This window comes from Acetobacterium sp. KB-1, assembly GCF_003260995.1.
GTDB classification, from domain to species: domain Bacteria; phylum Bacillota; class Clostridia; order Eubacteriales; family Eubacteriaceae; genus Acetobacterium; species Acetobacterium carbinolicum.
Map to the genome: position 1 here is coordinate 1150517 of NZ_CP030040.1, position 23041 is coordinate 1173557.

The window sequence follows — 23041 nt, forward strand, 5'->3', positions numbered from 1 at the left end:
TTTGACGACTTCATCGATCACAATCGCTCCGACAATTTTGCTTCCTTTTTCTGCTCAACACTTTCGTCTTGCAAAGGTTTTGATCTCTTAACATATTGTAAGTTGGCTGGATTGAGTTGGCTATGATATAATTTCTAGAGAAAACGCTTAGACTAATGGTAAAGAAGAAAACCGAAGACAAAATGTTGTTGGATGAAATGATAAACGAAATGAAAAAAACTGAAACCTTGGAGGAATAAACAATGAAAATTTTAAAAACAAATCTGTTACCAAAACGCCTTAAACTCATTTTTAATACCGGTTCTAGAGCAAAATGAAGGGTAAAAATCCGGATAAGCCCGTAAGAGGCAAAGGCACTAAAAAAACCAGAAAAGTCCCCTTGCCGGTGGTTAAAATTCACGACGTATGGCAAAAATTCATCACTGGAATGCATCGAATTCCACCTATTTATTGGTTAATTATGGTAGCCCTTGTCTTTTTTTCGTTTCTTTTGTTCATTCCTGATTACGTATGGATCGTTTTTTTAGGGACCGTAAAAAACCAAAAATCTCTGATTATCCTGGTACTGATTTTTAGTTTAACAGCCATTTCACTTGTATGGTCAATTGGTCAGCGTGTTGATGTCTGGGTTTTTACCTATTTTAATATGCATGGACACCGAACCGTCTGGCTTGATTGGATCATGCTTTTTTTTACACAGATTGGCAATGGCCTTTTTGCAATGAGTGTTGCCATTATTTTATATTTTTCAGGGCGTCATTTCCTTGCGTATGCCTTTGCACTAGGTACCTTATCATTGTGGTTAGTGGTTGAATCAATAAAAGTGCTTATCCATCGTACCCGACCATATAAAAAGATTGAAAACAGTCGCATTGTCGGGTCCCAAGCCAGAGGCAGTTCTTTTCCAAGCGGACATACCAGTCAGGCCTTCTTTATGGCAACTTTTCTATTACCCTATGATCACACCAATTTTTTTATCTGGTTGGCTATCTATCTGATGGCATCGTTTGTTGGGATCACGCGTATTTATGTCGGCATGCACTACCCACGGGATGTCCTCGGAGGCGCAATGCTCGGGACAACATGGGGAATTTTAAGCGTAATTCTTACTAATTCATTTTGACATTTAACACAGGAGCTGCTGCAGGTCTTGGTTAATAATTGTGACGCGCTGTTGATATAATTTTTTTAACTGAGTGGAAAAGAGTATTTACTTATCAACTGAGAGCATACTAGGAAGGAAATAAAAAATGATCTCGTTTTAATGGCCACGACTAAAGGACCTCGACAACAGGATTGCCGAGGTTTTTGTTGCTAAAGCGATGGGACTCGCTTTAACCACGATCTGGCAGGGATCTCATCAAAGTATTCTAAACTTCGTTGTTTGAAAGCCCTCTTTCCGGGCATATAGTTAATTAGAAACATTCCAATCATCTGCTATAAAGAGAGGTTTTTATGGATACGCCAGTTTTAAACGTTACAAACCTATCCAAAAGCATTAAGAAGAAAGAAATTATTAAAGACATCAGTTTTCAGCTTAATAAGAGTGAAGTCTTAGGCTTTTTAGGACCCAATGGTGCCGGCAAATCGACAACGTTAAGAATGCTAGTCGGCTTGTCGCGGCCCAGCAGTGGGACCATTTCAATCTGTGGGCATTCAATTCGTGATGATTATGTCGATGCGATGTCACATGTGGGCTGCATCATTGAGGGCCCTGATCTGTACGAGTATCTAAGCGGCTATAAAAACTTGGAACTCTTGGGCGCCATGTCAAAGCAGGTTACCAAGGCCGCGATTGATGATGCCATCGCACTGGTCGGTATGGAAAAGCGCATCCATGATAAGGTGAGTATTTATTCGATGGGCATGAAACAACGGATCGGTTTAGCTCAGGCCCTGATTCATCAACCTGATTTACTGATTCTTGATGAACCTACCAACGGCCTTGATCCTCAGGGTATCCATGAATTTCGCGAAATTGTCAAATCTCTGGCTAAAGATAAAGGGATTTCAGTCCTTATTTCTTCACACTTAATCAGTGAAGTCCAATTGATGTGTGACCGAGTCTGTATTATCAATCAGGGGATGATTGTTCGGGACGGCACAGTGTCAGAAATGTTATCGACCGGTGAAATCGTATGGGTTTTAAACAATCCCGCCCAGGGGCAAAAAATCCTCAGTGAGCAGTTTAAGCTGGAATCCCGAATCACGGTTCAAAACGAGCTAATTGCCGCCATCGATCTGGAAATACTGCCTAAAATCAATGCTATCCTGATCGCCTCCGGCCTGGAACTGCAAACAGTCGCGGCTAAAAATACGACCTTAGAAGAACTCTTCCTCAGCCTAACCAACCATAAAGCCATTCAATAGAAAGGATAAAATCATGCTAAACCTCATTCGCAATGAAGTCACCAAGCTGTTGTTTAAGAAAAAACTGATTCTGATTATCGGCTTGCTGATGATTTTCATTACCCTGCTTTCCTATGGCCAGCAATATACCTATGAGAAAAATATTGACCGCTTCAATAATTTCTCAGACACTGGCAATTACGATTGGAAAAGCCTGGCCAACCAGCAACTTGAGGATCTTGAAAAGCGCCTTGATAGCCCCTATATTCCCGAGGACGGCATTGCCTCCATTGAAATTGAGATCAAGCAACTGCGTTATTTTATCGATAATGATATTAACCCGATTACTCCCAGCGCCGCTAAGTTCAGCGTCGATTTTGTCGAACAGGGCATCTCACTGCTGATTCCCCTGATCATCGTGATCCTCGCAGCCGATCTGGTCTCTGGTGAATTTTCAACCGGAACCATCAAGGTTTTGTTAACCCGGGCGGTACCGCGGTGGAAAATTTTGCTGAGCAAATTGATTGCACTACTTTTGATGACCACCCTGGTGGTCTTAATCATGGGGCTGCTGGCAATTCTGATATCCTATCTTTTCTTTGGACAATGGGGCTTTGATGAACCCGTTGCCACTGGCTTTCGCTTAATCGATGGGCAATTAAACGCCGATGCGGTGATTCTGGTCAGCCGCTTTGAATATACTTTACTCATTTATTCGCTGACCTGGTATGTTGCGATTGTAATTGCTGCACTGACCCTATTGATTTCGATTATCGTTGATAATACGGTCTCGGCCATTGGAGTATTGATGGCGGCCTTGATTGGCGGACAATTTTTGCAGTTTTTTCTGTCAGACTGGCCGATCGTCAAGTTCTTCTTTGTCTCTAATCTGGACCTCACCCGATATTTAACCGGCTCCTACCAGCCGATTCCGGGAATGAGTCTGAATTTCTCAGTCATCACCCTGGGCTTATGGGGCATACTCGCACTGGTGATTGGGTTTCAGATTTTTAATCGCAAAGATGTGCTGGTTTAAAAGGAGGCAATCATGATCAAAAAAATATGGCCCCTGATCTTATTCGCATCAATCATCCTGATGTTTGTATTTCTGACGGGATTAATCATTTCGATCACCATCACCAATGGCGGCGAAAAAAAACAGGAAACACTTCCCGAAGCCACTGAGCCCATTCAAACTGAACCGTCTAGCACAAATAAAGCCATCTTAGTTCTTGGGGATTCGATCGGATTCGGAGTCGGTGATGATCCGGATATGGGACTGGGTAAACGCTATGCCGCGCTAATCGATCCTGAAAAAAACATGGAAGTCGTGAATCTATCGGTCTCTGGGGCCATCAGCTCGGAACTGGCTGCGCTTGTGGCCGCACCCGAAAATGCCCCGTATATTGCAGCAGCTGACCTGATTATTATCTCCATTGGCGGCAATGATCTGAGTCGCCTCCAATCTGAGGATGCCCGCTCTTTGGAAGTGATCTTTCAGGAGACCTTTAACGCCTATAAAGAAAATCTTGAAGCCACCCTCAGCCGCATTCGGGCGCTTAATCCCGAGGCCCAAATCGCCCTGATCGGTTTGTATAATCCCTATCCCGAACAGGATCCGCGACTCTCTCAAAAATTATTTGAATGGAATTATAAAACCCTACTAATGGCCGATGCCGATTTAAAAACGGCCTACATCCCCACCGCTGACACATTTAAGTATCATCTGGATACCTACCTGGCGGCCGATCGGTTTCACCCCAGCAATATTGGCTATCAGGTGATTGCCGAAGCGCTAGATCGCGTTTTAAATGGCATTGATTGACTAAAGTCACTGTTATCAAAAGCCCTTGATCTAACCATTTAAAAAACACATTAAGTAAATCGCTAAATAAAGGACTTCCGGCCGGGACGATTTTAAAAAATCCGCTTGTCTTCACTGTCTTTGGGAGTCGCTGCTTTGATGCTCAAGTATTTGGGGCTCACGTAAAACCAGGCGTACTGAAGAATCTGCTGGGTTGCCTCGTTTCTGATCAGCTCCGTGATTTCAAAAATTGGCTCATTTTCTGACAAGCAGAGTTTTTCACGGACTTCTTCCGAAGGCATCGCAACCGTAATATCCAAAGATTTATCCAAAACAAAGGCCAGCTTTTCCTCCACCGGCTTCATGTAATTGGCAAATTTCAGCATATCTTCAATTACCGGCTGATGGTGGACGTAAGGCAAATAAATGATTTCCATGGCGATTTCCTTATCATCAGAATAAAGAATGCGCTTAACCTCCACCGCCTTCTGATTGTCTTCCAGATTCAGAATCCGAGCAATCTGTCTGACTGGACGAATCACCTTAACTGAAATCAGTTTGACGTTATCAATCTGGATGTTGAGGCCATCATATTTGTTGAACTTGAACCGAAAAATATCCACCTCCGGCTTACAGACAAAATTTCCCTTGCCGGGCACCGAATAAATATATCCCTCATTGGACAACAGGGACAGGCTTTTGCGGATAGTCATCCGGCTGGCCGAGTATTCCTGCATTAAAGCGGTCTCAGAATTCAGCATATCGCCGGGTTTGAGTTGGCTTTTTAAGATCTTGTCTTTTAAACTCGTCACGATTGCCAAATATAAAACATCACTCATTTATCCAACTCCCCCTGCCAAATATAAAACATCACTCATTTATCCAACTCCCCCTGCCAAATATAAAACATCACTCATTTATCCAACTCCCCCTTTTTCTTTTTCAGGTAAACCTCGCAATATTGAATGCCTTCATAGAAATTATTGGTCATGAAATCAATCTGGGGAATTTTGATATAATCCTGATTGACCACTGCTCCTCCCAACAGAAAACGACAGCTTTTCAGCAGATTTTCCGTTTCAAGCGTGTTACCCAGCTCCTGCAGATAAGGAATGGAATTGGTCATAACGCAGCTGACCGCAATGATGTCCGGCTGATGCAGTCTGACGGCTTCCACGAATTTTGACGGCTTCCACGAATTTTGACGGCTTCCACGAATTTTGACACCTTTACGTCTACTCCCAAATCAATGACACAGATACCCCGATTTTCCAGCGCATCGATCATCAAATCCTTGCCAATGTCGTGGATATCGTCAAAAATGGTTCCGAAAAGGACGGTACCAAGAGACTTTTCTGCGGAACGACTTCCCTGTTCCAGATTGGCAGCGGCGAAAATATTTTTAGCAATCATTCCCGATACAATCAGATCAGCAATATAGCATTCACCACTTTCATATTTTTTCCCAATTTTTGCCAGGCCTTCCATCACCAGATCATAGAGATCCTGAACGTCGATGCCCTGCCCAATTAGATTATCGGCCAGCTCTTCAGCCTCATCCAGCTTTAGGTCAGCAATCAGTTCAATCAGTTTTTCCTTCATTTCTCCTCCTCAGCGCTAACGTACAGATCTGTACGTTCGATTATAACACACATGCTTTTTTGGACCTACCTGCTTTTCTATTAACTGAACCAGTCCAGCCCTTTTTCCAAATCTCAGAAAAAGGGCTGGTGAAACCAGTATGTTTTTTAGTAAACTCTCTTATTTTTTGACGAATCCAATTTTGGCCCCAGTGGTGTACTTCCGGCAAAAGCGATCTTTCCCCAGCAACAGCTCCGTTGCTTTCAGTGACTCAATCAACGGTACATTTTCCGGATTGACCACTGCCGAATCCATGCCGGCTGCTACGGCCAGCGTCAGAAAGGTGCGGTTGACCAACGCCCGGTTAGGCAGCCCAAAAGAAATGTTGCTCAGTCCGCCGGTGATATGAGCTTCCGGGTAGGTGCTGCGAATCGACCGGATCGATTCAAAGGCAATCAGTCCAGCCTGTTGATCGGTTGCCACCGCCATGATCAACGGATCCACATAGACCTGATCATCGGCAATACCGGCTGTCCGAGTTGCTATAAAAATCCGTTCCAATACCGTCATCCGTTCCGCTACGGTTTTAGGCATACCCGACTGGGACTCATCCAAAGCCAGAGCAATAACCTGGCAGTCCCGCTCCTTAATAAAGGGAATAAAGCTTTCCAGACGCAGGGGATCACCATTGATCGAGTTGATCATTGGCGTTACTTTAACAGCATGGATGGCGGCTCTGATAACATCAGGGGTAGAGCTGTCAATACAGATGGGAATATCGGTAACTGCTTGTACCACTTCCAATAGCCATAGCATATCATCTTTTTCCCGGGAGGGATCAGTGCCAGCGTTGATATCCAGATAGTCAGCCCCGGCGTTGGCCTGATCCAATGCGGTTTTTTTGATGAAGTCCGCATCCCGGTCCAGTATCGCTTCCTGAATGGCTTTGCGGGTGCCGTTTATTTTTTCTCCGATAAATATCATTATAGCTCCTGTTCTACTTCCAGTCGTTGGCAGCCTGGAACATGGCCACCATATTCTCAAATTTCGTGTTGGCGGGTGCATCACATCCGGCTGTGATAAACAGTCCTGTCGGGCCGATATCATCAATCAGATTGTTAACATAATCTTTCACTTCCTGTGTTGTCCCGGTTGCCAACAAGGGTGATGGTACATCACCCATAATCGCGACATGTTCTCCCAAAACCTTTCTTGCTTTTCTCAGATCAGTCATGCCATCTGTATTAATGATCGATTTCTTGACCGGCATTTCGAGAAAACGCTCAATGTCGCGATCCCAACACTGATCAAGATGAAAGGTAGCAATATGATTGTTTTCAACCAGCGCCATAGCCATACTTTTCATTCCCGGCCAAACAAGGCGATTCCAAATTTGGGGGGATACCAGGGCACTGGCCCCACGCCATCCACCAACCCAGGCACCATTGCCATATTGGGGGTTCAAGGTTGCTAACATCCCCGCAATCGAACCGGGCAACATCACATCAATTGCTTTTTCAATCTTATCCGGGACTTTATAACAATCCATAAAGAACTGCGACATCGATCGCCCGCCACACAAAACTTCAAACGGCGGACTGGCAAAGGCACTATTCACTGCCGGATAATTACTGTCGATAAATAACTCAGCATTTTTCTGTCCGTTCTTCTGTTGATAAGCCATGGTTTCCTGAAATTCATCCATATCCACCAACTGCGGTAAAATTCGATTAAAAACTACATCAAAGCCCTGTTTTATTATCACGTCATAATCTTCCCGACTCAGAATGTCGGTTTCTACAACTTGCCATAATGAATCATCCGGTAATTCTCTACCCGGCATTTTTATTTTTGACAACCATGCCATTGGCAGACTATGATCAGACCGCATCCCGTTAACCCCTACATTTATACAATCCACTGACGTAATGGTATTGATTTCATTGATATAATCCAAGGTAGTTTTGATGTTAATATCGGGATTCATTGCAAAATCCTTCATTTTTACACCCATATGGGCTGCCGGAGCCGCTTGTCCCATATAACAGGTGGTCACTTTTTTATTCTCAAAATTAACCGTGTCCTTAATTTTCTGGCATCTTTCTTCGTATAATTGGCTAGCCATCTTATAGCATCTCCTTACATAATTTGACTGCCGACTGGGCGTCATCCCCTACGGCATCGGCACCGGTATATCTGACAACCGATTCATCCGTCGGTCCACCACCAATGATAATTTTCACCTGGTCTCTTAGTCCCGCTGCTTCAACCGCTTTAACGGTATTCAGGATCGAGTCATAACAGGTGGTCAGTAAGCAGGACAGTGCCAGAACAGGTGCCCCGGATTCTTTCAGAGCATCCACAAAGGCCTCGGGCTTAGCATCCACACCGACATCGATGACATCAAACCCACCGGATTTAAGCATGATATAAACCAGGTCTTTGCCAATATCATGGATGTCGCCTTCAACCGTACCCAGTACCACTTTTCCCAGAACATCTCCGGTTTTTCCAGCCAGGTGAGGTTCCAGCATTTCGCCCACTTCCTTGAACATTTCGCCGGACATCATCAGGTCGGATACAAAATAATCTCCGGCACTAAACATTTCCCCAACTTTGACCATCCCGGCTTCGCCTTCTTTGAGGATCGCAACCGGATCCGTACCATTGTCCAATTCCTTCTGCACTGCTTCCATCAGCTCGTCCATTTCCAGACTCGCCAGTAATTCACTGATTTTTGCCATTTTACATTCCTCCAATTTTTTTACTTTTTTTGCAGAGGAGCATCGCCATCAATATTAACAAATCAATTATTTTTCTAAAAAAATGAAATTTCTGTTATCATTTCTTCGGATCTGTGCTAAAATTCTGATGAGATCTCCTTAAACCTTCCTCAAGTACTATAGGGCCCGCAATGCCTGTACTAGGAACCTAAGGAGTCTTTTCTTTTTTTGTCATCTGCTGTTCGTTCCTCCTTTTTCTACTTAATGGATTCTTTATAATACCGATACATATCGGCTATTATCACTAATCGTGATGATCGCAGGATTCGTTTGAGTCTTGATGATGACCATGACAAACTGGACAAGGCTTATCTGATTGATAGCTAAGGGACTCATCATCCAGAGCTTCCCGATAATCGGTCATCAACTCAAAAACACTGCAAGTTCGTGCCAGGGCCATGTGAAAAAACTGAAGATTCTTATTTTTATCGATGCCGGATACAATGCCATTAAAAGTCAGGCGACCTTCCCGAATGTTTCCGCCAGTACTATGACTTTCACAGTTTATCGGCTTATCCTGACTGACACAGCTGAGTTTGATAAAACCATCATCAGCCAGTTCAATCAACCCTTTAATATGCCCAATAACATATTTTTCGGTCTTACTCAGCTGTTCGAGATAGCTTTGGATAAAAAAACAGCCGATTTCCTGCCACTTTTCATTGGGAATAGGCAGCCGTGATGACAGGGTGGTTTCAATTGCCAGGGTTTCAAATGTATTCTGATACATAGTCGCTTCTCCATATTCTTTTATTTAAACTGCTACTAACTCAATCGTGTTTGAGCATCTCATTGATCTGATTTTCGCTCAACTCATTCACGTTTATTTTTAATAACGGAACCGTTTGGTTATATTTCCCGATGATCATATCTGATTTTTCCAATTCCCCCGGACTAGCCACATCGATTTTATTGATCACCACGACATCCGCCAGAGGAATAGACGTAGCCAGATAGGGTTCCAACACCGCTTCGAACATGTCTACCCGGGTGGAATCCAGGATAAACACATTTCTGATTTTTTCTTTGCGAAAGCCACTATGTTCAAGCGGTCGATAGATGGCTGATGGATCCGCTGCCCCGGAAGGCTCAATGAGAATATAATCCAGCTGAAAATCTGTCATCAACTGAGTGATGGTTTCCTCCAGACTCATTGCCAAAGTGCAACAGATGCAACCGCCAAAAATTTCCCAGACATCATAGCCCATTTTTTTCATCTGAAGATTATCTATCCCAATCTCTCCCACTTCGTTGACAATGATGGCGCAACGTTTGTCTTTTTCTGCCAAATATTTGGCACTCTCCAACAACAGAGAGGTTTTTCCTGAACCGAGAAATCCAGTGAACAGGATTAATTTTGGATCGTTCATGTTCTGTCTCCAATCTAACTTATACGTACAAGTATGTATGGATAAAATATATACCTGTGAAAACGTTTTGTCAAGTCAATAATGATCTATTTTTAATATTTTACGAATATTTTCATCCAATAAACCCATTTAGTTAACGATTAGCATAAAAAAAGACGTATCTCATAAATGAAATACGTCTTTAGCATTAATTTTCTGTGACTGAATAGGTCACTGTCCATTTTTAGATCAGCCTGCCTAATCAACGACCCAATCGGAAACAGCGTGGCAAATTGCCTACATAATCGAGTCCATCGCCAGGGCTGGATGGTTTTTAGTTTCCAGGAATTCCAAAACGGCTTCCGAGTCGGTGGCAATGGTTTCGTCGCAGACCATATTGGTAAAGTTTTCGATGCCGGTCATTTCGAAGACGGCTTTGTTTAGTCTTTCGGCCACATCGTCTTTTAATTCTTTTGGCATCCAGACAATTCGCGATAAGCCACCTTCAGCCGACATGAATTTTTTCGAACCAATCAGGAAACGGCCATGACCCATAAAGCCGGGGGTCTGCACGCCGCCGCCAGTCATTGATGCCAACTCGCCAAAGGTCATGCCAACCGGCGAGGTCTGGCTGAATTCACGATTAACGATGATGACGCCATTGGCTTCGGGCATGATTCCGCAGATACATTCAAAACAACCGCAGGAAGTCATTGGGTCTTCGAGGATCGAATAGAGGGTTACTTTTTCGACAGCTCCCTGAGACGCGGCATTAACCACCTCGTTGACGGAATCCCAGATGCCCAGTCGTTCATCCACGGCTTCACCTTTGATAATCGGCTGATTGGGTCCCAATGGATCCAGTTCTTTGGTGGCTTTGGCATCCAGCCAGGAGACGGCGCCACACAACCCCAACCGTTCCGGAGTGACGACGCAGACATGACTGGGGGCAAATGACTGACATAATAAACAGGTATAGAATTCATCAACGCTGGCATCGGTTAAGGCACTCATTCGGGCATCACGTTCGGCATAGATCGGTTTAACCATTTCTTCGCCCAGCCGTTTGACATCTTCCGCCTTAGTGTAGATGGTAATTTCGCATTTATCAACAACCTTTTCAAAGTCGGAACGCATTTTAGCATAGAGCACTTCACCGATGTGTTTTAAGCGGAACCCTTTTTCAAAGGCTTCTTTGGTCAAGCGGATCCAGGCAATGTTACGTTGGCCCACATGCATGGCACCATCGATGTAGTTGGTGAAGTAGTGGATGCGGCGCTCCAATACGGTTTCGAAATCTTTCTGCATCGCCTTACCGCCAACGGTCACGACAATTCCTAGTGGCAAACGAACCACGTCAGCTCCAGCAAACATCGCGTCATCAATATCCGGTCCGATCAGGGTGATTTTATGATCTTCCATTTCGGCTGGATCACCGCTGGTAACCAGTTCCCAACACTCGGTTTTGTTGCCGCCAAATTCGGCAAACATAGTATCTTTACGAACCCGTTCACCTTCAAAAGCGGAGGCTACGGAAACCGGGACATCGATTTTCGTGACTTTAATTTTAATTTCCCGGGCTTCTAACGAAAACTCGACGGTTTTGGCGTGGTCGGCCTGGGACATTAACGCGCCGGGTACTTCAGGTACCGGGACATCGGCGATAACCGGGAAGCCTAAAGCAATGGCACCAGCGCCAACCGAGACAATCACTTCGTTTAATTCACCGAAGGTATTAACAAAGGCCGGGACCCGCTCTTTGGTATAAGTTAAAAACGCTGACAATTTACCTGGCTCGATGCCGCCAAAGATCAGCGCGGCCCGAATCGCAACGGAGACCACATGTATTACGGAGGTTACTTCATGGCCCAGAGGAATAACGCGATAGTCCAGTCCCATTTTCACACCTGCCTCTAAGGCCTGCTCGATGATATTACCAACCATAAAGGTCAGTAAGCCTTTTTCCTGATAATCTTTAACTATCGCAGCCAGAGCGGCAGGATCTGAGGATTCGCCTAACAGCACGGCAATCCCGGGTATATCGCCAGTTACCAGCGGCACGCCCAAAGAACGAATAATCGGATCGGCAACAAACCCGATACCGGCATCATTTACGTAAGGATCGCCATCCAGGTAACGGATCGCTTCAATAATTTCAGCGCCAACGGCAGTGGCCAGTCCAGCGTTTAAGGCGTCACCCAGGTCTTCTTTATTGGTGATCAGACTTTTCAAAATCCCCACTGCCGCTGGTAAATCACCCAGGATTTTAATTTTAACACCGGTGGCGGCGTAAATAATTGGTAAAAAATAAGCCGTATCCGGGTAGCCAACCGCATGACCTTCGCCATATTTTGCAATGGCATCATTGACTGCACCTTCCGTTAATCCAGCAACCGCATTCGAACCAGCGTAAATTAAATCTGTCAAACTCATAGTTTTTCACTCTTCCTTTTCAAAGAAATTTTTTTTTAGTATTTATACATATCTAAATATATAGCAATTTTTGTGCCAATCAGTAAAACCCGCCAGATTCTCCATCCAGGCGGGTTTCGTTTAATATTCCAGCATCAGCAGTGTCTATTTTTTTGACACTATCCAAGATACCTTGACACTTTTTGACACAATTTGACACCAGCCGGTAACCACCTGGACGTCATGATGTGATGTTATACTTTTTGATTTTATTATACAGTGTTTGACGCGTGATCCCCAGTTTGGCAGCCGCCGCCGACTTGTTGTCGCGGCAGTTTTGCAGCACTCTGACGATCAGCTCTTTTTCATTTTCTTTGATTTCGTTTTTGGCGACCCCGGCAAAGACATTTAACGATTCCGCCGTGTTGAGTTCTTTTTCAATCGCGGTCCTGGAAATGATCGGATCATCGACTAAAAAGGTCAGTCTTTTGATTAGATTCTCCAGTTCTCGGATATTTCCCGGCCAACTATAATTCATTAATTCACGCAGACCGGCGGCATCAATTTTTTTCACCGCCGTTCCCGTTTCCTGGCTGATTTGTGTCAGGATTCGCTGCGCCAGACCGGGAATCTCCTGACTTCTTTCGCGCAGCGGCGGCAGCACGATGTTGATCACATTGAGCCGGTAGTAAAGATCCTTTCGGAATAAACCGGCCCCGATCATTGCTTCCAGGTTTTGACTGGTGGCGGCAATTACCCGGGTATCAACGTGTTGAGTTGTTACGGCGCCCATTTTTTCAAACTTTTTTTCCTGCAGAAAACGCAGCAATTTGGATTGGATTTCGATGGGAATCTCGGCGATTTCATCTAAAAAAACCGTACCGCCCTGGGCCATTTCCAATTTTCCAATTTTTCCCTTTTTGTTGGCCCCGGTAAATGCTCCGGGGGTATATCCGAACAGTTCGGTTTCAAAAAAATTCTTGGGAATGGTAGTGCAGTCAATATAAATAAACGGTTGATGGCTTCTGGGGCTCTCCTGATGGACAACTTCGGCAAACATCGTTTTCCCGGTACCGCTTTCGCCACGCATTAAAATTGAGGCATCCGTTTTTGCCACTTTCTTGATGTAGTTGACCAGGTCAATCATTTCAGCGCTGGCAACCATTACTTTTGGATCATGAAGTGTGGCGGTGTCCGGTTTGCCGGCCTTGCTTTTTTCATCAATCTGTTCTTCCAACGCAGAAATTTTATCAAGCAGCTGATTTTTGCTTTTGGCCAGTTTCAAGGAGTTGATCGTCAGGTAAAGCATATTAATATCGGTTTTCCCACCATCGCTGTCATTGTTCACGCTCTTTTTATGAGCACTTGCTTTGGTGACTTCAAATTCGCAATAGCTGTCGCCGAGGGCGTTACACCTAACTTCCACGGCATCCATTTCCTGCTTACTGATGGTACTGACGGCCCCGGCCAGGATCCCCGCTTCAAAATAGCAGACCGGTTTCCCGATATTTTCCATGTCGCTGCAGGTAAAACAGTCGTCCAACCGAAAGACAATTTTTTCATCGGACATATTGGTCATGACGATCTGGCCAATTCCCAATGCCGTGATCTTTTCGGATAAGCTGTTATAATCGGTCACGTTCAGGTTGCGTCCGACATTTTTGGCGGTATTATAATAGATTTCTTCCTCAACAACCCTGGCATTCTGACTGGTATTGGTCAGATTCAGGACATTTCTCAGATTTTTTTCAACATGATTGTAATTCTCATCGTTCACAATGCCATTATTAACCATCGCCATCGCTCCTAAAATTTATGGATTTGACAAAAGACCCGATCCGTCCCGTCTTTTCCTTTTATTATAGCTGATGTTTGGCTGATGATCAAGGTGCCGGAGCTGACGCAGCGGCTTTTGTTTACGGTGACTTAAATCTGACGGATCTGTCTTTTAACTGTGCTTGCGATCTTAAAAAAGATTTTTTTTAAATCATAAACTCTTTTGCTGCCAAAATCCCCTCAGACAATTTTGGTAATCAAACCGGCCAGCGGCAGCCACAAGGTCGCCAATAAAATAAAGGCTAGTTGCATCCAGATGGTCGCCTTGGGCATATCGGTCATTTTATAATAGCCGGCGGTGTAGATGATCAGTGGAATCGTATCAATGGGAAAAAGATAGCAGTTGCCTGCGCATAGGCCCAAGGTAATAATCAATAAGGCCGGGTTGATCCCCATTGTTGCTGCCAAACTGACAATTACCGGCGTCAGCACCCCAATCAATGCCGGTGCGACCGGAACAATCAGCATGATCACAAAAATCATCACCGCCACAAAAAAGACCCCACCCATGGTCGAAAGCGACAGCGATGAGGGTAAAACATAAGTAACAAACCACTCACTGACTCCGTTAGCGACGATGGTGTTGGCAATACATAAGACCGTTCCGATGAGGAGATAGGAAGTCCAACTGACGGCTTTCATATATTGTTCCCAGGTGAGAATCTTGATCCCGGGCATAAAGAACAAGGCACAACCAAAAAGCGATACCACGGCCACCTCGATAACGGGAAAAAAGGAGCTCATCATCCAAAATAGCATCATCGCCGCGGCGATGATGATCACCTTCCCTTCCCGCTGGCTCACCTTTTCGTGAACCGCAATCTGATTGAGATAGGCTTTAATTTCACTGGCATCAATTTCTGCCGGTGGATAGATTTTGGTCAGGATAAACCATGCCAATGGGACCATCACCAAAACGATCGGAATCGCACAGACCATCCATTGAATAAAGGTAATCTGAATTCCGGCAATACTTTGCAATAAACCAATTGTTAAAATATTAATACCACTGCCAGCCGGCGTCATCAGGCCGCCCAGCATGACGGCAACCGGAATTCCCATCATCAGAGATTTAGCAGTTTGATGGCGGTCGGATTCATTTTTAAACAATTTCAGAAAGCTGGCTCCGACCCCCATGAAAACCACCACCGTCGGCACATCGGTTACTATCGACGAGACGGCGGCAGCCGCAATCATGATTGCCAACACGCAGGTTTTAACATTGCGTCCGAAAGTTTTTAATAACCCATGCAGAACCCGTTGGACAATCGGAGTTGATGATACCGCCTCGGCCAGGCCAAACGATGCCAACACAAAAAATAAAATCGTATTGGTAAAACCGCCTAAGGCCGTGCCCAGGTTTTTGGTAACCCCCAGGGTCGGCAGCAACGCTAAACACAAAAAACAAATGACCCCAACTGGCAGGGCTTCTGTGATCAACATGATCAAAAAGAAGAACAGCAAGCCAATTGTGATCATCCCATTGTTGCTAAGGCCTTCCGGGATCGGCAGCAAATAAAAAGTAATCAACACCGCAATACTGAAAACCAACCCGATAATCTGTTTTTTATTCATATATCCCCTCATCACTTGTGATTATTTATTAAAGGTGCTGCCCAATCTTTTTAGGAAAAGAGCAGCCCGATCAAAAGAATTTTGATTTCAGTAATTATTCAACTATTGCCTGTCGTTCATCAATTTCTTTCTGATAATTTGTAATTTTAGCCCGGGTCAATCGGTAACCCACCGTCAACAGAACCGCTCCGACCAGAATTCCGATCCCCGGGATTATGACAAACAGCTGGACAATCCCGGTTTTTAATTCAGGAGTGGCTGTTGCCGGGTCCATTTTTGCCACAAAACCAACCGCCGCCAGAACTGCGGGAATAATCGCGCCTTTGATTAAATTAGCAATTTTTAATGGCAGATTCATTAATCCCATGATCCAACCCGACGCTTTTGATCCGGTTTTCCACTCACTGTAGATAATCCAACCCGACGCTTTTGATCCGGTTTTCCACTCACTGTAGATAATCCAACCCGACGCTTTTGATCCGGTTTTCCACTCACTGTAGATAACCGCATCACTATACATCGCTGAAATCAGGGCGTAAATGAAGCCCAGGAAGAATTGCGCACAAGAAAGGAATACCAGTACAATCATAATATCATTGACAAAGAACTGACTGATTAAGAGAAATACGCCCAGCGCATAGAATCCGAAAATACCTGCTGTCCGGGTGGTAAATTTGCTGGCTGCATACTTGCTCAGATATGAACCGATCAGAGCCATGCCATTGGCAACCAGCAGATAAACCGAGAACATCGCGACATTGTTAGTCACATAGGTAAAGAAATATGCAGCTGAACCTGCCATCACAAAGTTAACGATCCAGCGGGTCAGATCGGCCAGCAAAAGCACCAGTAAATGGGGATTCTGTACCAGTGATTTGGCCATTTGCATAATCGATGTTTTTTCTTTCTTTTTCTTGTTTTGGCTGGCTTCCTGATGGGTTTCTTCGTATCCATCCGTCATTTTGAAATGAAGAAAGTACGTGACCCAATAAACCAGTGCCATCGCCAAAGCAACCAGGGTGAATCCCAGTACCGGATTGCCAATGGCGGTACCAATATATAAAACCGTGGCCAGACCAACGGCTGAGAAGGCCAGTTTTCCGGCATTGTTATAGGCCCCCCGGGTAGCAGATAATTGCGCCCGGTCTTCAGGGGTACTGGAAATGGTTGGAATCAGGGCGACATTGGCAACATAGGAAAAATTCCAGAAGATATGTGCCACCAGGTAGGCGCCAATAATGATCACAACAGGAACCACCCCGGTCCCTATGGTGGTAAATTCCAGGGTATAAAAGAGTGTTACAATCGGTGGCATTACCAATAACCAGGAGCGGTAACGTCCCCATTTCATCGGCTTCATCCCATCGATGATGCCCCCGTAGAACGGTGACAAGATTACATCGATCATGCTGGTCGTGGTCATGATCAGGGCGGTTGTGGCTAAATCAAATTTAGCGACGTTTGTCAGGAAATAAGCCAGATAATAAAGTTCCACGTTTGCCATCAGGGTGAATCCAAAGTCACCAATCCCGTAAAATCGCTTGAGTGCATTACTTAACGGTTTTTTCATTTTCTTCTCCTTCAAATTTTTATTTTTCGGTTATTGCAAACTCCAGCCATTATTCGTTGCCGGGCTAATTGGCAATAACCGCTTGGAAACAGGTTAAGCAGTAACTAGTTCTTTGGCTTTAACGGCGGCACTGCCGGCATCCGGTGCATATCCATCGGCCCCGATTTCGGCAGCATATTCCGGCGTCACCGGTGCCCCGCCGACAATGACCTTCATTTCTGGCAAGGCCGCTTTAATGGTTTGGACCGCTTCTTTTAACGCTGGCATGGTGGTGGTCAGCAGACCAGAACAGGCCACCAGAACGACATGTTCATTTTCTTTAACAGCAGTGACAAATTTTTCGGCTGGAACATCGACGCCCAGATCCACCATATCAAATCCGGCACTTTCGATCATCATCGAAACCAGATTTTTGCCAATATCGTGGAGATCTCCAGCTACCGTTCCAATGATGCAGGTACCCAGTGAGTTAGATCCCTCGCCGGCCATCAATGGTTTTAACACTTCCACCCCTTTGGACATGGCCTTGGCTGCAATCAGCATTTCCGGCACAAAAATTTCACCGGCTGAGAATTTATCTCCCACCACACCCATCGACGCGATCATCGCCTCGAGAATATCCGCGACTTTGTCACCGGCATCCAGCGCTTCCTGAACAGCGGCAGCGACTTTTTTTGATTTACCGGTTTCGACTAAAACTTTTACTTCTTCAATTTTTGACATTTTTTTCTCCTTTGATTTTTAATTTAATGCACTTACTTCTATATTAAGCCACCCGGAACCTGTGTGGGTACCGGGTTTGGTTGTAACTTGTTTTTGCTGTTGTTTATTTTACGAAAATGCCTTCCCGGAAAGCGCCGATATATTCCATACAGTATTCATCTTCACCCATCATCGCTTCGGTGGCGAACAGCATCCCCATCATATCCTTGTTCAGCGGATCGAGAATAAAGCTGTCCATGCCGGCACTCATGGCCAAAACGGCAAAGGCCTGATTGGCAATCCGACGGGCGGGCAGGTTGAAGGAAATGTTGCTGACGGCGCCGGTGACATGAATGGTTGGATATTGTTTTTTGATTTCCCGGATCACTTCGGTCACCATGGCAATGCCATCTTCCGAGGTACAAAGCATTTCAATCAAGGGATCAATGTGCATGCGGGAGGGGTCGATCTTGTATTCTTTACATTTTGCCATTAAATCAGTAAACACTTCCAGTCGATCTTTGGCGGTTTTAGGGATTCCCTTGTCACTATTTAATAAGGCAACACATTCCCATTTGGTATCGGCCAGTACTTTGAAAGCCTCATCAACCTTACCGCCTTCCAGCGATACCGAGTTAAACAGTCCCGGTTTGTTACAGTATTTCATCGATTCAATGCAGGTATAAACATTGGGACTGTCCACCGCAATCGGCACGTCGGTGGCATCCTGAACAATGTCGATCAACCATTTCATCGTTTCCAGTTCGATGTCATCATCCACTGAGGCACAGACGTCGATGAAATTCGCCCCGGCTTCGGCCTGCTTAATGGCCAGGTTTCGGATGAATTCAGCATCCTTTGCGGCTATGGCCTTCCCGGTTGAGGGAATCGCCCCATTAATTTTTTCGCCAATAATTATCAATTTTTTCCTCCAAAAGCTGTGATTTAATTTATTGTTTATTGTTAAAACAGTTCGGCACTCATCTTGTCGATGGCTTCCGAAGTGGCCTCATAAACACCCGGGAATGAGCTGATTGGTGCGCCCTGGCTGAGATTGGGAATAAAGTAATGCTTGCCACATTCTTTACAAGCCCTCTCCACATGTTCCATAACGATTTCAGGGGTCCAGTCAGGAAAATCAATTTCACCGCTGTGAAGGCCGCCCATAAATGAAATCTGTCCGCCGTATTCTTTGATCAGCTCGGGAATATTGTTGGTATTCATGACGCCCTGCCAGATATCGATACCCATTTCAATCATGAAGGGCACCAGGTTCACGCCGTAGCTGTCGCTGTGATGAACAATCAGTTCCACGCCGTTATCCTTATAGAAGCCATAGATTTTTTTGTAAGCCGGCAAAATGAATTCCTTGAAGGTTTCCGGCGACATAAATGACGAAATCTGACTGCCCCAGTCATCATGATGAAACAGCGCATCCGGGTGAAGGTTGTCAATCAGCTGCTGGGCGTACTGCAATTCATATTCAGTCAGATAGTCGATGAGTTCATGCATGGCTTCTGGTTCTTCGTAATAACTCATTAAGGCATCTTCCATTCCCATCAGATAGTGGGTCAGTTCAAAGATCCCCGGCGTTACAAAGGCAGTCACAAATTTTTCATCGCGATCAACCGCCTTGGCATGGGCAATGGCTTCCGTCCAACGTTCAGCCGGATAATCTACCGCTGGAGCCTTAACGTATTCGCGCCACTTCGTAATGTCTTGTAATACCTTATGCCCATGATCGTGAACTGGAAAGGACCCGATTTGACCTTCCGGCCAGCGGATGGTAATCCCCCAGGCATTTTTGACTTCCGTCCCCTTCGGTGTCATAAAGGCTTCTTTGGGCGCTTCTCTGATCAGTTCCAGGAATTCATACTGATTGACAAACCGGTCCGGCTGGCCACCTTTAATCGTTTCCATTAAGTTTTGTCTTTTTGTTAGCATTTACTTTCTCCTTTTAACATAATTTCCAATAGACTCAAATCAACTTTCGTACATTATTGATTTTGTACTATATTAACACATCGATCGTGGCGATGCAATAATTTTCGTACATTTTATTTTTTGTACTATTTTATTTTTAGTGATCGTCCCCACCCTGATATGCTATAATAAAATTAAAGATTTTAAACGATTGGACAAGAGGACCTCATGAAAAAATATAAAAAGGGTTTACAGACTGAACAGATCATTTTGCAAACTGCCAAAATACTATTTTACAACAATGGTTATGCTAAAACTTCGATGCGGGATATCTGTGCTGAGACCGGCATCCAACTAGGAACATTAACCTATTATTTTAAGAAAAAAAAGGATATTGCCGAACGAATCTATTCAGAATTCATTGTCAGATTATTGTCCTTTGTCCGAACCAACACCTATCATGATAATATGAATGGTATCCAAATCAATTTTTACAAACAGATCTACCATTACCATGCTATTTACAGCGATCCCCAAACCCGAGCCTTTCACGCTGAAATGCTCCACTCTGAATATATTTACCAGGAAATTATTCTGAAATTATACAATCCTTATTTTCGCGATCTGCCCAACCGGATGACCAAAGTGGACTTTGATACCGCTGTTTTTGCGGATTCCTGCCTCCGCAAGGAATTTGGCTTACAATATATCAACGCCCCGCAGACCAAAACAGTAACCGAACTGTATATCACCATCCAGACCCTGACCGGCCGTTTGATGCGAATTCCTGAAGAAACAACCCAGCAGTATATTCACGAAGCGCTGACCTTTTTTGAAAACCATGACGGCTCAACAATTCGACTATTGATCTGATCACAATTGTCGGAACTTAGAAAGTAATTTATACGATATCTTGGATTGTTAAATTTCTATGACATAGATATTAATCTTCAGCCTGTTCATATGCTTTTCGGCTAAATTCATATACCGCTGCGAAAAACAAAGGGCTGGCGCCTTTATTAACCAGAGCGATTTTACAATCTTTATATTTCTCAACAAAATCCTTAGCCATCGCTCGGATTTCTTCAGCGGTGGTGCCGGCTGGCTCTGGCAATAACTGAACCCCAAAAACAAGACTTACCTCTTGATAAGTTGTCGCCATTCGAAGATAATCATTCATCGTCTGTCCGCACCATAAATCCACACCGGCTTCAATCAATGCCGGCACCAATGGCTCAACCCGACCACAACTATGCAGTTCAAAAGCGATATTGCGTTCATGACAGGCATCAACCACTCGTTTTAAGTATGGTACAATCATTTCACGACATGTTGCCAGCGAGAAAAACGGATTATTTTGTGTCCCCCAATCGTCGTGGATCAGAAATCCATCAATTGCAAAATGTTTATGCAGTCGGTCAATATAGTCCACATACAAATCTGCTAATCTGTCGAACAACCGATGCACCCCATCCTGCTGATCCTCATCAACCAGGGCGATTGCCGCATGATCGACATCCATCAGAGACATCAATCTTTCCCAGAAACCTGAAAGCAATCCTACTTGTACCATCTTGTCAGATTTAACATAGTCCTTATTCTTCGCAATACAGTTTTCCCAATCCATATCGTCTAAATTGGGGAATGGCACCTGTTCCTCCCATTTATTGATATCCCGCACCGCCGGATTCCCCGGATGCACGGATGCTCCACCGGCAATATCCACCCATTCCCAATCAAGATCAAACCAACCTTTTGCGATATTGCTTTCATACTGGGGTAATTCTTCAGCATCAAAGACTAGCCGGGTGGCAACATTGTCTGGATGCATTCTGGGACGAAACACCTGTACTTCGCAGTTGAAAAAACCTGCCTGGGGAATCCAATATGGCTTTTTTCCATTGAATAGCAATTTCCAGTTTTCTCTTGCTGTTATTGGCCTGTTAAATTTTTTCTGAATGGGCGCTTTTGGCACCAATGCCATGACATGTGTGGGATAGTCTGGATATTCACCAATTACTTCAAACTCTTTTTGATCAAATTTTTCTCTCATTACAAACTCCTTTACTTTAAACATCCATATTTGAAATAACTAGATATTTCATATATTGCCTTATTAAAAAATCTCAATTATCAGCACTTATCATTTCTTATTAAGATTTTATAAGAAATATCTTATTAATTACCTCTATGATAACATTATTTTTTAAAAAATCAAGCAATTAATAAAGATTTTTTATACATAATCTTATTTTTATGAAAAAACATCCAATATTCTGCTTATTTAAATGATTTCATTTGTGCAATTGAAGTTTTTTCCATATCTACAATCTTTCATCATTAAGATTTACTAATATTTATCTTACTTATTTTATATCTGATCGCTCTGTGTTATACTGATACCAATACAAATTATGGAGAATAAGATGATACCTCAAAAATTAAGCAAAGGTCTGCAGACAAAAATAAGCATGATTAATGCTGCCAAAATGTTATTTTATCAAAATGGTTTTAAAAAAACTTCGGCCAAAGAAATCTGTGAAAAGGCAAGGGTTAATCATAAGAATTTTAATTACTACTTTAAATCAAAGGATTCTCTTTTGACTGAAATTTATTCAGAGTTATACATGAAATCATATTCTTTTATCGAATCGAAAATCACTTATGAAATTAATAGTATCGAAAAGAATACTTTCGCTGCGTATATCTATTATTCAGGTATTTTTGTTGATGAAAATACCATCCGTTTTCAGCAGGAAATTTATGATCAACTCTCAAGCAGCGCCTATATGGGCCAAAACTTCAACCATGTCTATCACCAGTTTTTTAGAGACATGGGTAAAGAAATTGACCAGGATGAAATTGACAACATCAGATTTGCTGAACTGGGTCTTCGGCGTGAACTTATCCTGAGATTTATCGAAAATCCTGGCAATAAAACGATTTATGACGTCATCACAACCATGCATCTATATCGGGGACGGTTGCTTCAGATGGATGAAACACTCACAAAATCTTATTTATTCAACGCCCTCGAATTTGAACATAAGCATGATCATTCCCATATCCGTCTGCTCATTTAAGCTTTTTAACAATCATTTTCAACGTTTCATAATCAATCAGGACTTTACTTCTGACAGTGATAGCAAAAAAAGCT

The 23041-nt window shown here is 43.9% G+C and carries 22 protein-coding genes; 6 read left to right on the forward strand and 16 right to left on the reverse strand.

The genetic code is table 11. The annotated features are described in order from the left end of the window. The first annotated feature begins 313 nt into the window (after positions 1–313). From DOZ58_RS05305 to DOZ58_RS05320, 4 genes are all read left to right on the forward strand, one after another. Positions 314–1123, forward strand: a complete 810-nt coding sequence (locus tag DOZ58_RS05305; protein WP_111887365.1) for a phosphatase PAP2 family protein — start codon at positions 314–316, stop codon at positions 1121–1123. Between the two features lie 332 nt (positions 1124–1455). Then, entirely contained in the window at positions 1456–2370 is a 915-nt protein-coding gene (locus DOZ58_RS05310; RefSeq protein ID WP_111887366.1) for an ABC transporter ATP-binding protein, read from the forward strand. A 13-nt stretch (positions 2371–2383) separates the two neighbouring features. Continuing rightward, entirely contained in the window at positions 2384–3385 is a 1002-nt protein-coding gene (locus DOZ58_RS05315) for an ABC transporter permease (protein ID WP_111887367.1), read from the forward strand. A gap of 12 nt (positions 3386–3397) precedes the next feature. Next, positions 3398–4174 (forward strand): GDSL-type esterase/lipase family protein, encoded by a 777-nt coding sequence (locus DOZ58_RS05320; protein WP_111887368.1) that lies wholly within the window; start codon positions 3398–3400, stop codon positions 4172–4174. 92 nt (positions 4175–4266) lie between these two features. On the opposite strand, the gene DOZ58_RS05325 is transcribed toward DOZ58_RS05320, so the two are convergent. The 15 genes from DOZ58_RS05325 to DOZ58_RS05395 all read right to left on the reverse strand — a co-directional run bounded on the left by DOZ58_RS05325 (position 4267) and on the right by DOZ58_RS05395 (position 19905). Continuing rightward, positions 4267–4992 (reverse strand): GntR family transcriptional regulator, encoded by a 726-nt coding sequence (locus DOZ58_RS05325; RefSeq protein WP_111887369.1) that lies wholly within the window; start codon positions 4990–4992, stop codon positions 4267–4269. A gap of 74 nt (positions 4993–5066) precedes the next feature. After that, positions 5067–5330 carry a hypothetical protein gene (locus tag DOZ58_RS05330; RefSeq protein ID WP_162624434.1) on the reverse strand — a complete coding sequence of 88 codons (264 nt, stop codon included), beginning with the start codon at positions 5328–5330 and terminating at the stop codon, positions 5067–5069. Beyond that, positions 5276–5755, reverse strand: coding sequence for a B12-binding domain-containing protein (locus tag DOZ58_RS05335; RefSeq protein ID WP_111887371.1), 480 nt, complete (start codon positions 5753–5755; stop codon positions 5276–5278). The genes DOZ58_RS05330 and DOZ58_RS05335 overlap by 55 nt, the downstream gene beginning before the upstream one ends. 159 nt (positions 5756–5914) lie before the next feature. Beyond that, positions 5915–6718, reverse strand: a complete 804-nt coding sequence (locus DOZ58_RS05340) for a dihydropteroate synthase (RefSeq protein WP_111887372.1) — start codon at positions 6716–6718, stop codon at positions 5915–5917. A gap of 13 nt (positions 6719–6731) precedes the next feature. Beyond that, on the reverse strand, positions 6732–7859 hold the full coding sequence (locus DOZ58_RS05345; RefSeq protein WP_111887373.1) for a uroporphyrinogen decarboxylase family protein: 1128 nt from the start codon (positions 7857–7859) through the stop codon (positions 6732–6734). 1 nt (position 7860) lies between these two features. Continuing rightward, complete coding sequence (locus tag DOZ58_RS05350) at positions 7861–8478, reverse strand: B12-binding domain-containing protein (protein ID WP_111887374.1); 618 nt, start codon at positions 8476–8478, stop codon at positions 7861–7863. A 283-nt stretch (positions 8479–8761) separates the two neighbouring features. Next, positions 8762–9247 carry a hypothetical protein gene (locus DOZ58_RS05355; RefSeq protein WP_111887375.1) on the reverse strand — a complete coding sequence of 162 codons (486 nt, stop codon included), beginning with the start codon at positions 9245–9247 and terminating at the stop codon, positions 8762–8764. Positions 9248–9287: 40 nt separating this feature from the next. Then, positions 9288–9887: a GTP-binding protein gene (locus DOZ58_RS05360; RefSeq protein WP_111887376.1), complete on the reverse strand. Its 600-nt coding sequence runs from the start codon at positions 9885–9887 to the stop codon at positions 9288–9290. A 276-nt stretch (positions 9888–10163) separates the two neighbouring features. Then, positions 10164–12299 carry an acetyl-CoA decarbonylase/synthase complex subunit alpha/beta gene (gene acsB, locus DOZ58_RS05365; protein WP_111887377.1) on the reverse strand — a complete coding sequence of 712 codons (2136 nt, stop codon included), beginning with the start codon at positions 12297–12299 and terminating at the stop codon, positions 10164–10166. A 220-nt stretch (positions 12300–12519) separates the two neighbouring features. Further along, on the reverse strand, positions 12520–14073 hold the full coding sequence (locus DOZ58_RS05370; RefSeq protein WP_111887378.1) for a sigma 54-interacting transcriptional regulator: 1554 nt from the start codon (positions 14071–14073) through the stop codon (positions 12520–12522). A gap of 221 nt (positions 14074–14294) precedes the next feature. Further along, a complete protein-coding gene (locus DOZ58_RS05375) occupies positions 14295–15689 on the reverse strand; it encodes an SLC13 family permease (protein WP_111887379.1) in 1395 nt (464 codons plus the stop codon). A gap of 94 nt (positions 15690–15783) precedes the next feature. After that, a complete protein-coding gene (locus DOZ58_RS05380; RefSeq protein WP_111887380.1) occupies positions 15784–17259 on the reverse strand; it encodes an MFS transporter in 1476 nt (491 codons plus the stop codon). 93 nt (positions 17260–17352) lie between these two features. Further along, the gene (locus DOZ58_RS05385; protein ID WP_111887381.1) at positions 17353–17982 is read right to left on the reverse strand and encodes a corrinoid protein; all 630 of its coding nucleotides are present in this window, start codon (positions 17980–17982) and stop codon (positions 17353–17355) included. Positions 17983–18085: 103 nt separating this feature from the next. Further along, the gene (locus DOZ58_RS05390; protein WP_111887382.1) at positions 18086–18883 is read right to left on the reverse strand and encodes a methyltetrahydrofolate cobalamin methyltransferase; all 798 of its coding nucleotides are present in this window, start codon (positions 18881–18883) and stop codon (positions 18086–18088) included. A 41-nt stretch (positions 18884–18924) separates the two neighbouring features. After that, entirely contained in the window at positions 18925–19905 is a 981-nt protein-coding gene (locus DOZ58_RS05395) for a uroporphyrinogen decarboxylase family protein (RefSeq protein ID WP_111887383.1), read from the reverse strand. 207 nt (positions 19906–20112) lie between these two features. Between DOZ58_RS05395 and DOZ58_RS05400 the strand changes: the two genes are divergently transcribed. After that, positions 20113–20757, forward strand: coding sequence for a TetR/AcrR family transcriptional regulator (locus DOZ58_RS05400; protein ID WP_111887384.1), 645 nt, complete (start codon positions 20113–20115; stop codon positions 20755–20757). 70 nt (positions 20758–20827) lie between these two features. Here the strand turns inward: DOZ58_RS05400 and DOZ58_RS05405 are convergent, their stop codons facing one another. Further along, positions 20828–21937 (reverse strand): uroporphyrinogen decarboxylase family protein, encoded by a 1110-nt coding sequence (locus DOZ58_RS05405; RefSeq protein ID WP_162624435.1) that lies wholly within the window; start codon positions 21935–21937, stop codon positions 20828–20830. 373 nt (positions 21938–22310) lie between these two features. Here DOZ58_RS05405 and DOZ58_RS05410 point away from each other — a divergent pair, with 373 nt between their 5' ends. Then, positions 22311–22967 carry a TetR/AcrR family transcriptional regulator gene (locus DOZ58_RS05410; RefSeq protein ID WP_162624436.1) on the forward strand — a complete coding sequence of 219 codons (657 nt, stop codon included), beginning with the start codon at positions 22311–22313 and terminating at the stop codon, positions 22965–22967. Positions 22968–23041: the final 74 nt, after the last annotated feature.

Excerpts from the sequence above, each read along its gene's own strand:
- DOZ58_RS05305 (WP_111887365.1), top strand. The coding sequence starts at position 314 with ATGAAGGGTAAAAATCCGGATAAGCCCGTAAGAGGCAAAGGCACTAAA.
- DOZ58_RS05310 (WP_111887366.1), top strand. The coding sequence starts at position 1,456 with ATGGATACGCCAGTTTTAAACGTTACAAACCTATCCAAAAGCATTAAG.
- DOZ58_RS05315 (WP_111887367.1), top strand. The coding sequence starts at position 2,384 with ATGCTAAACCTCATTCGCAATGAAGTCACCAAGCTGTTGTTTAAGAAA.
- DOZ58_RS05320 (WP_111887368.1), top strand. The coding sequence starts at position 3,398 with ATGATCAAAAAAATATGGCCCCTGATCTTATTCGCATCAATCATCCTG.
- DOZ58_RS05325 (WP_111887369.1), bottom strand. The coding sequence starts at position 4,992 with ATGAGTGATGTTTTATATTTGGCAATCGTGACGAGTTTAAAAGACAAG.
- DOZ58_RS05335 (WP_111887371.1), bottom strand. The coding sequence starts at position 5,755 with ATGAAGGAAAAACTGATTGAACTGATTGCTGACCTAAAGCTGGATGAG.
- DOZ58_RS05340 (WP_111887372.1), bottom strand. The coding sequence starts at position 6,718 with ATGATATTTATCGGAGAAAAAATAAACGGCACCCGCAAAGCCATTCAG.
- DOZ58_RS05345 (WP_111887373.1), bottom strand. The coding sequence starts at position 7,859 with ATGGCTAGCCAATTATACGAAGAAAGATGCCAGAAAATTAAGGACACG.
- DOZ58_RS05350 (WP_111887374.1), bottom strand. The coding sequence starts at position 8,478 with ATGGCAAAAATCAGTGAATTACTGGCGAGTCTGGAAATGGACGAGCTG.
- DOZ58_RS05355 (WP_111887375.1), bottom strand. The coding sequence starts at position 9,247 with ATGTATCAGAATACATTTGAAACCCTGGCAATTGAAACCACCCTGTCA.
- DOZ58_RS05360 (WP_111887376.1), bottom strand. The coding sequence starts at position 9,887 with ATGAACGATCCAAAATTAATCCTGTTCACTGGATTTCTCGGTTCAGGA.
- acsB (WP_111887377.1), bottom strand. The coding sequence starts at position 12,299 with ATGAGTTTGACAGATTTAATTTACGCTGGTTCGAATGCGGTTGCTGGA.
- DOZ58_RS05370 (WP_111887378.1), bottom strand. The coding sequence starts at position 14,073 with ATGGTTAATAATGGCATTGTGAACGATGAGAATTACAATCATGTTGAA.
- DOZ58_RS05375 (WP_111887379.1), bottom strand. The coding sequence starts at position 15,689 with ATGAATAAAAAACAGATTATCGGGTTGGTTTTCAGTATTGCGGTGTTG.
- DOZ58_RS05380 (WP_111887380.1), bottom strand. The coding sequence starts at position 17,259 with ATGAAAAAACCGTTAAGTAATGCACTCAAGCGATTTTACGGGATTGGT.
- DOZ58_RS05385 (WP_111887381.1), bottom strand. The coding sequence starts at position 17,982 with ATGTCAAAAATTGAAGAAGTAAAAGTTTTAGTCGAAACCGGTAAATCA.
- DOZ58_RS05395 (WP_111887383.1), bottom strand. The coding sequence starts at position 19,905 with ATGCTAACAAAAAGACAAAACTTAATGGAAACGATTAAAGGTGGCCAG.
- DOZ58_RS05400 (WP_111887384.1), top strand. The coding sequence starts at position 20,113 with ATGAAAAAATATAAAAAGGGTTTACAGACTGAACAGATCATTTTGCAA.
- DOZ58_RS05405 (WP_162624435.1), bottom strand. The coding sequence starts at position 21,937 with ATGAGAGAAAAATTTGATCAAAAAGAGTTTGAAGTAATTGGTGAATAT.
- DOZ58_RS05410 (WP_162624436.1), top strand. The coding sequence starts at position 22,311 with ATGATACCTCAAAAATTAAGCAAAGGTCTGCAGACAAAAATAAGCATG.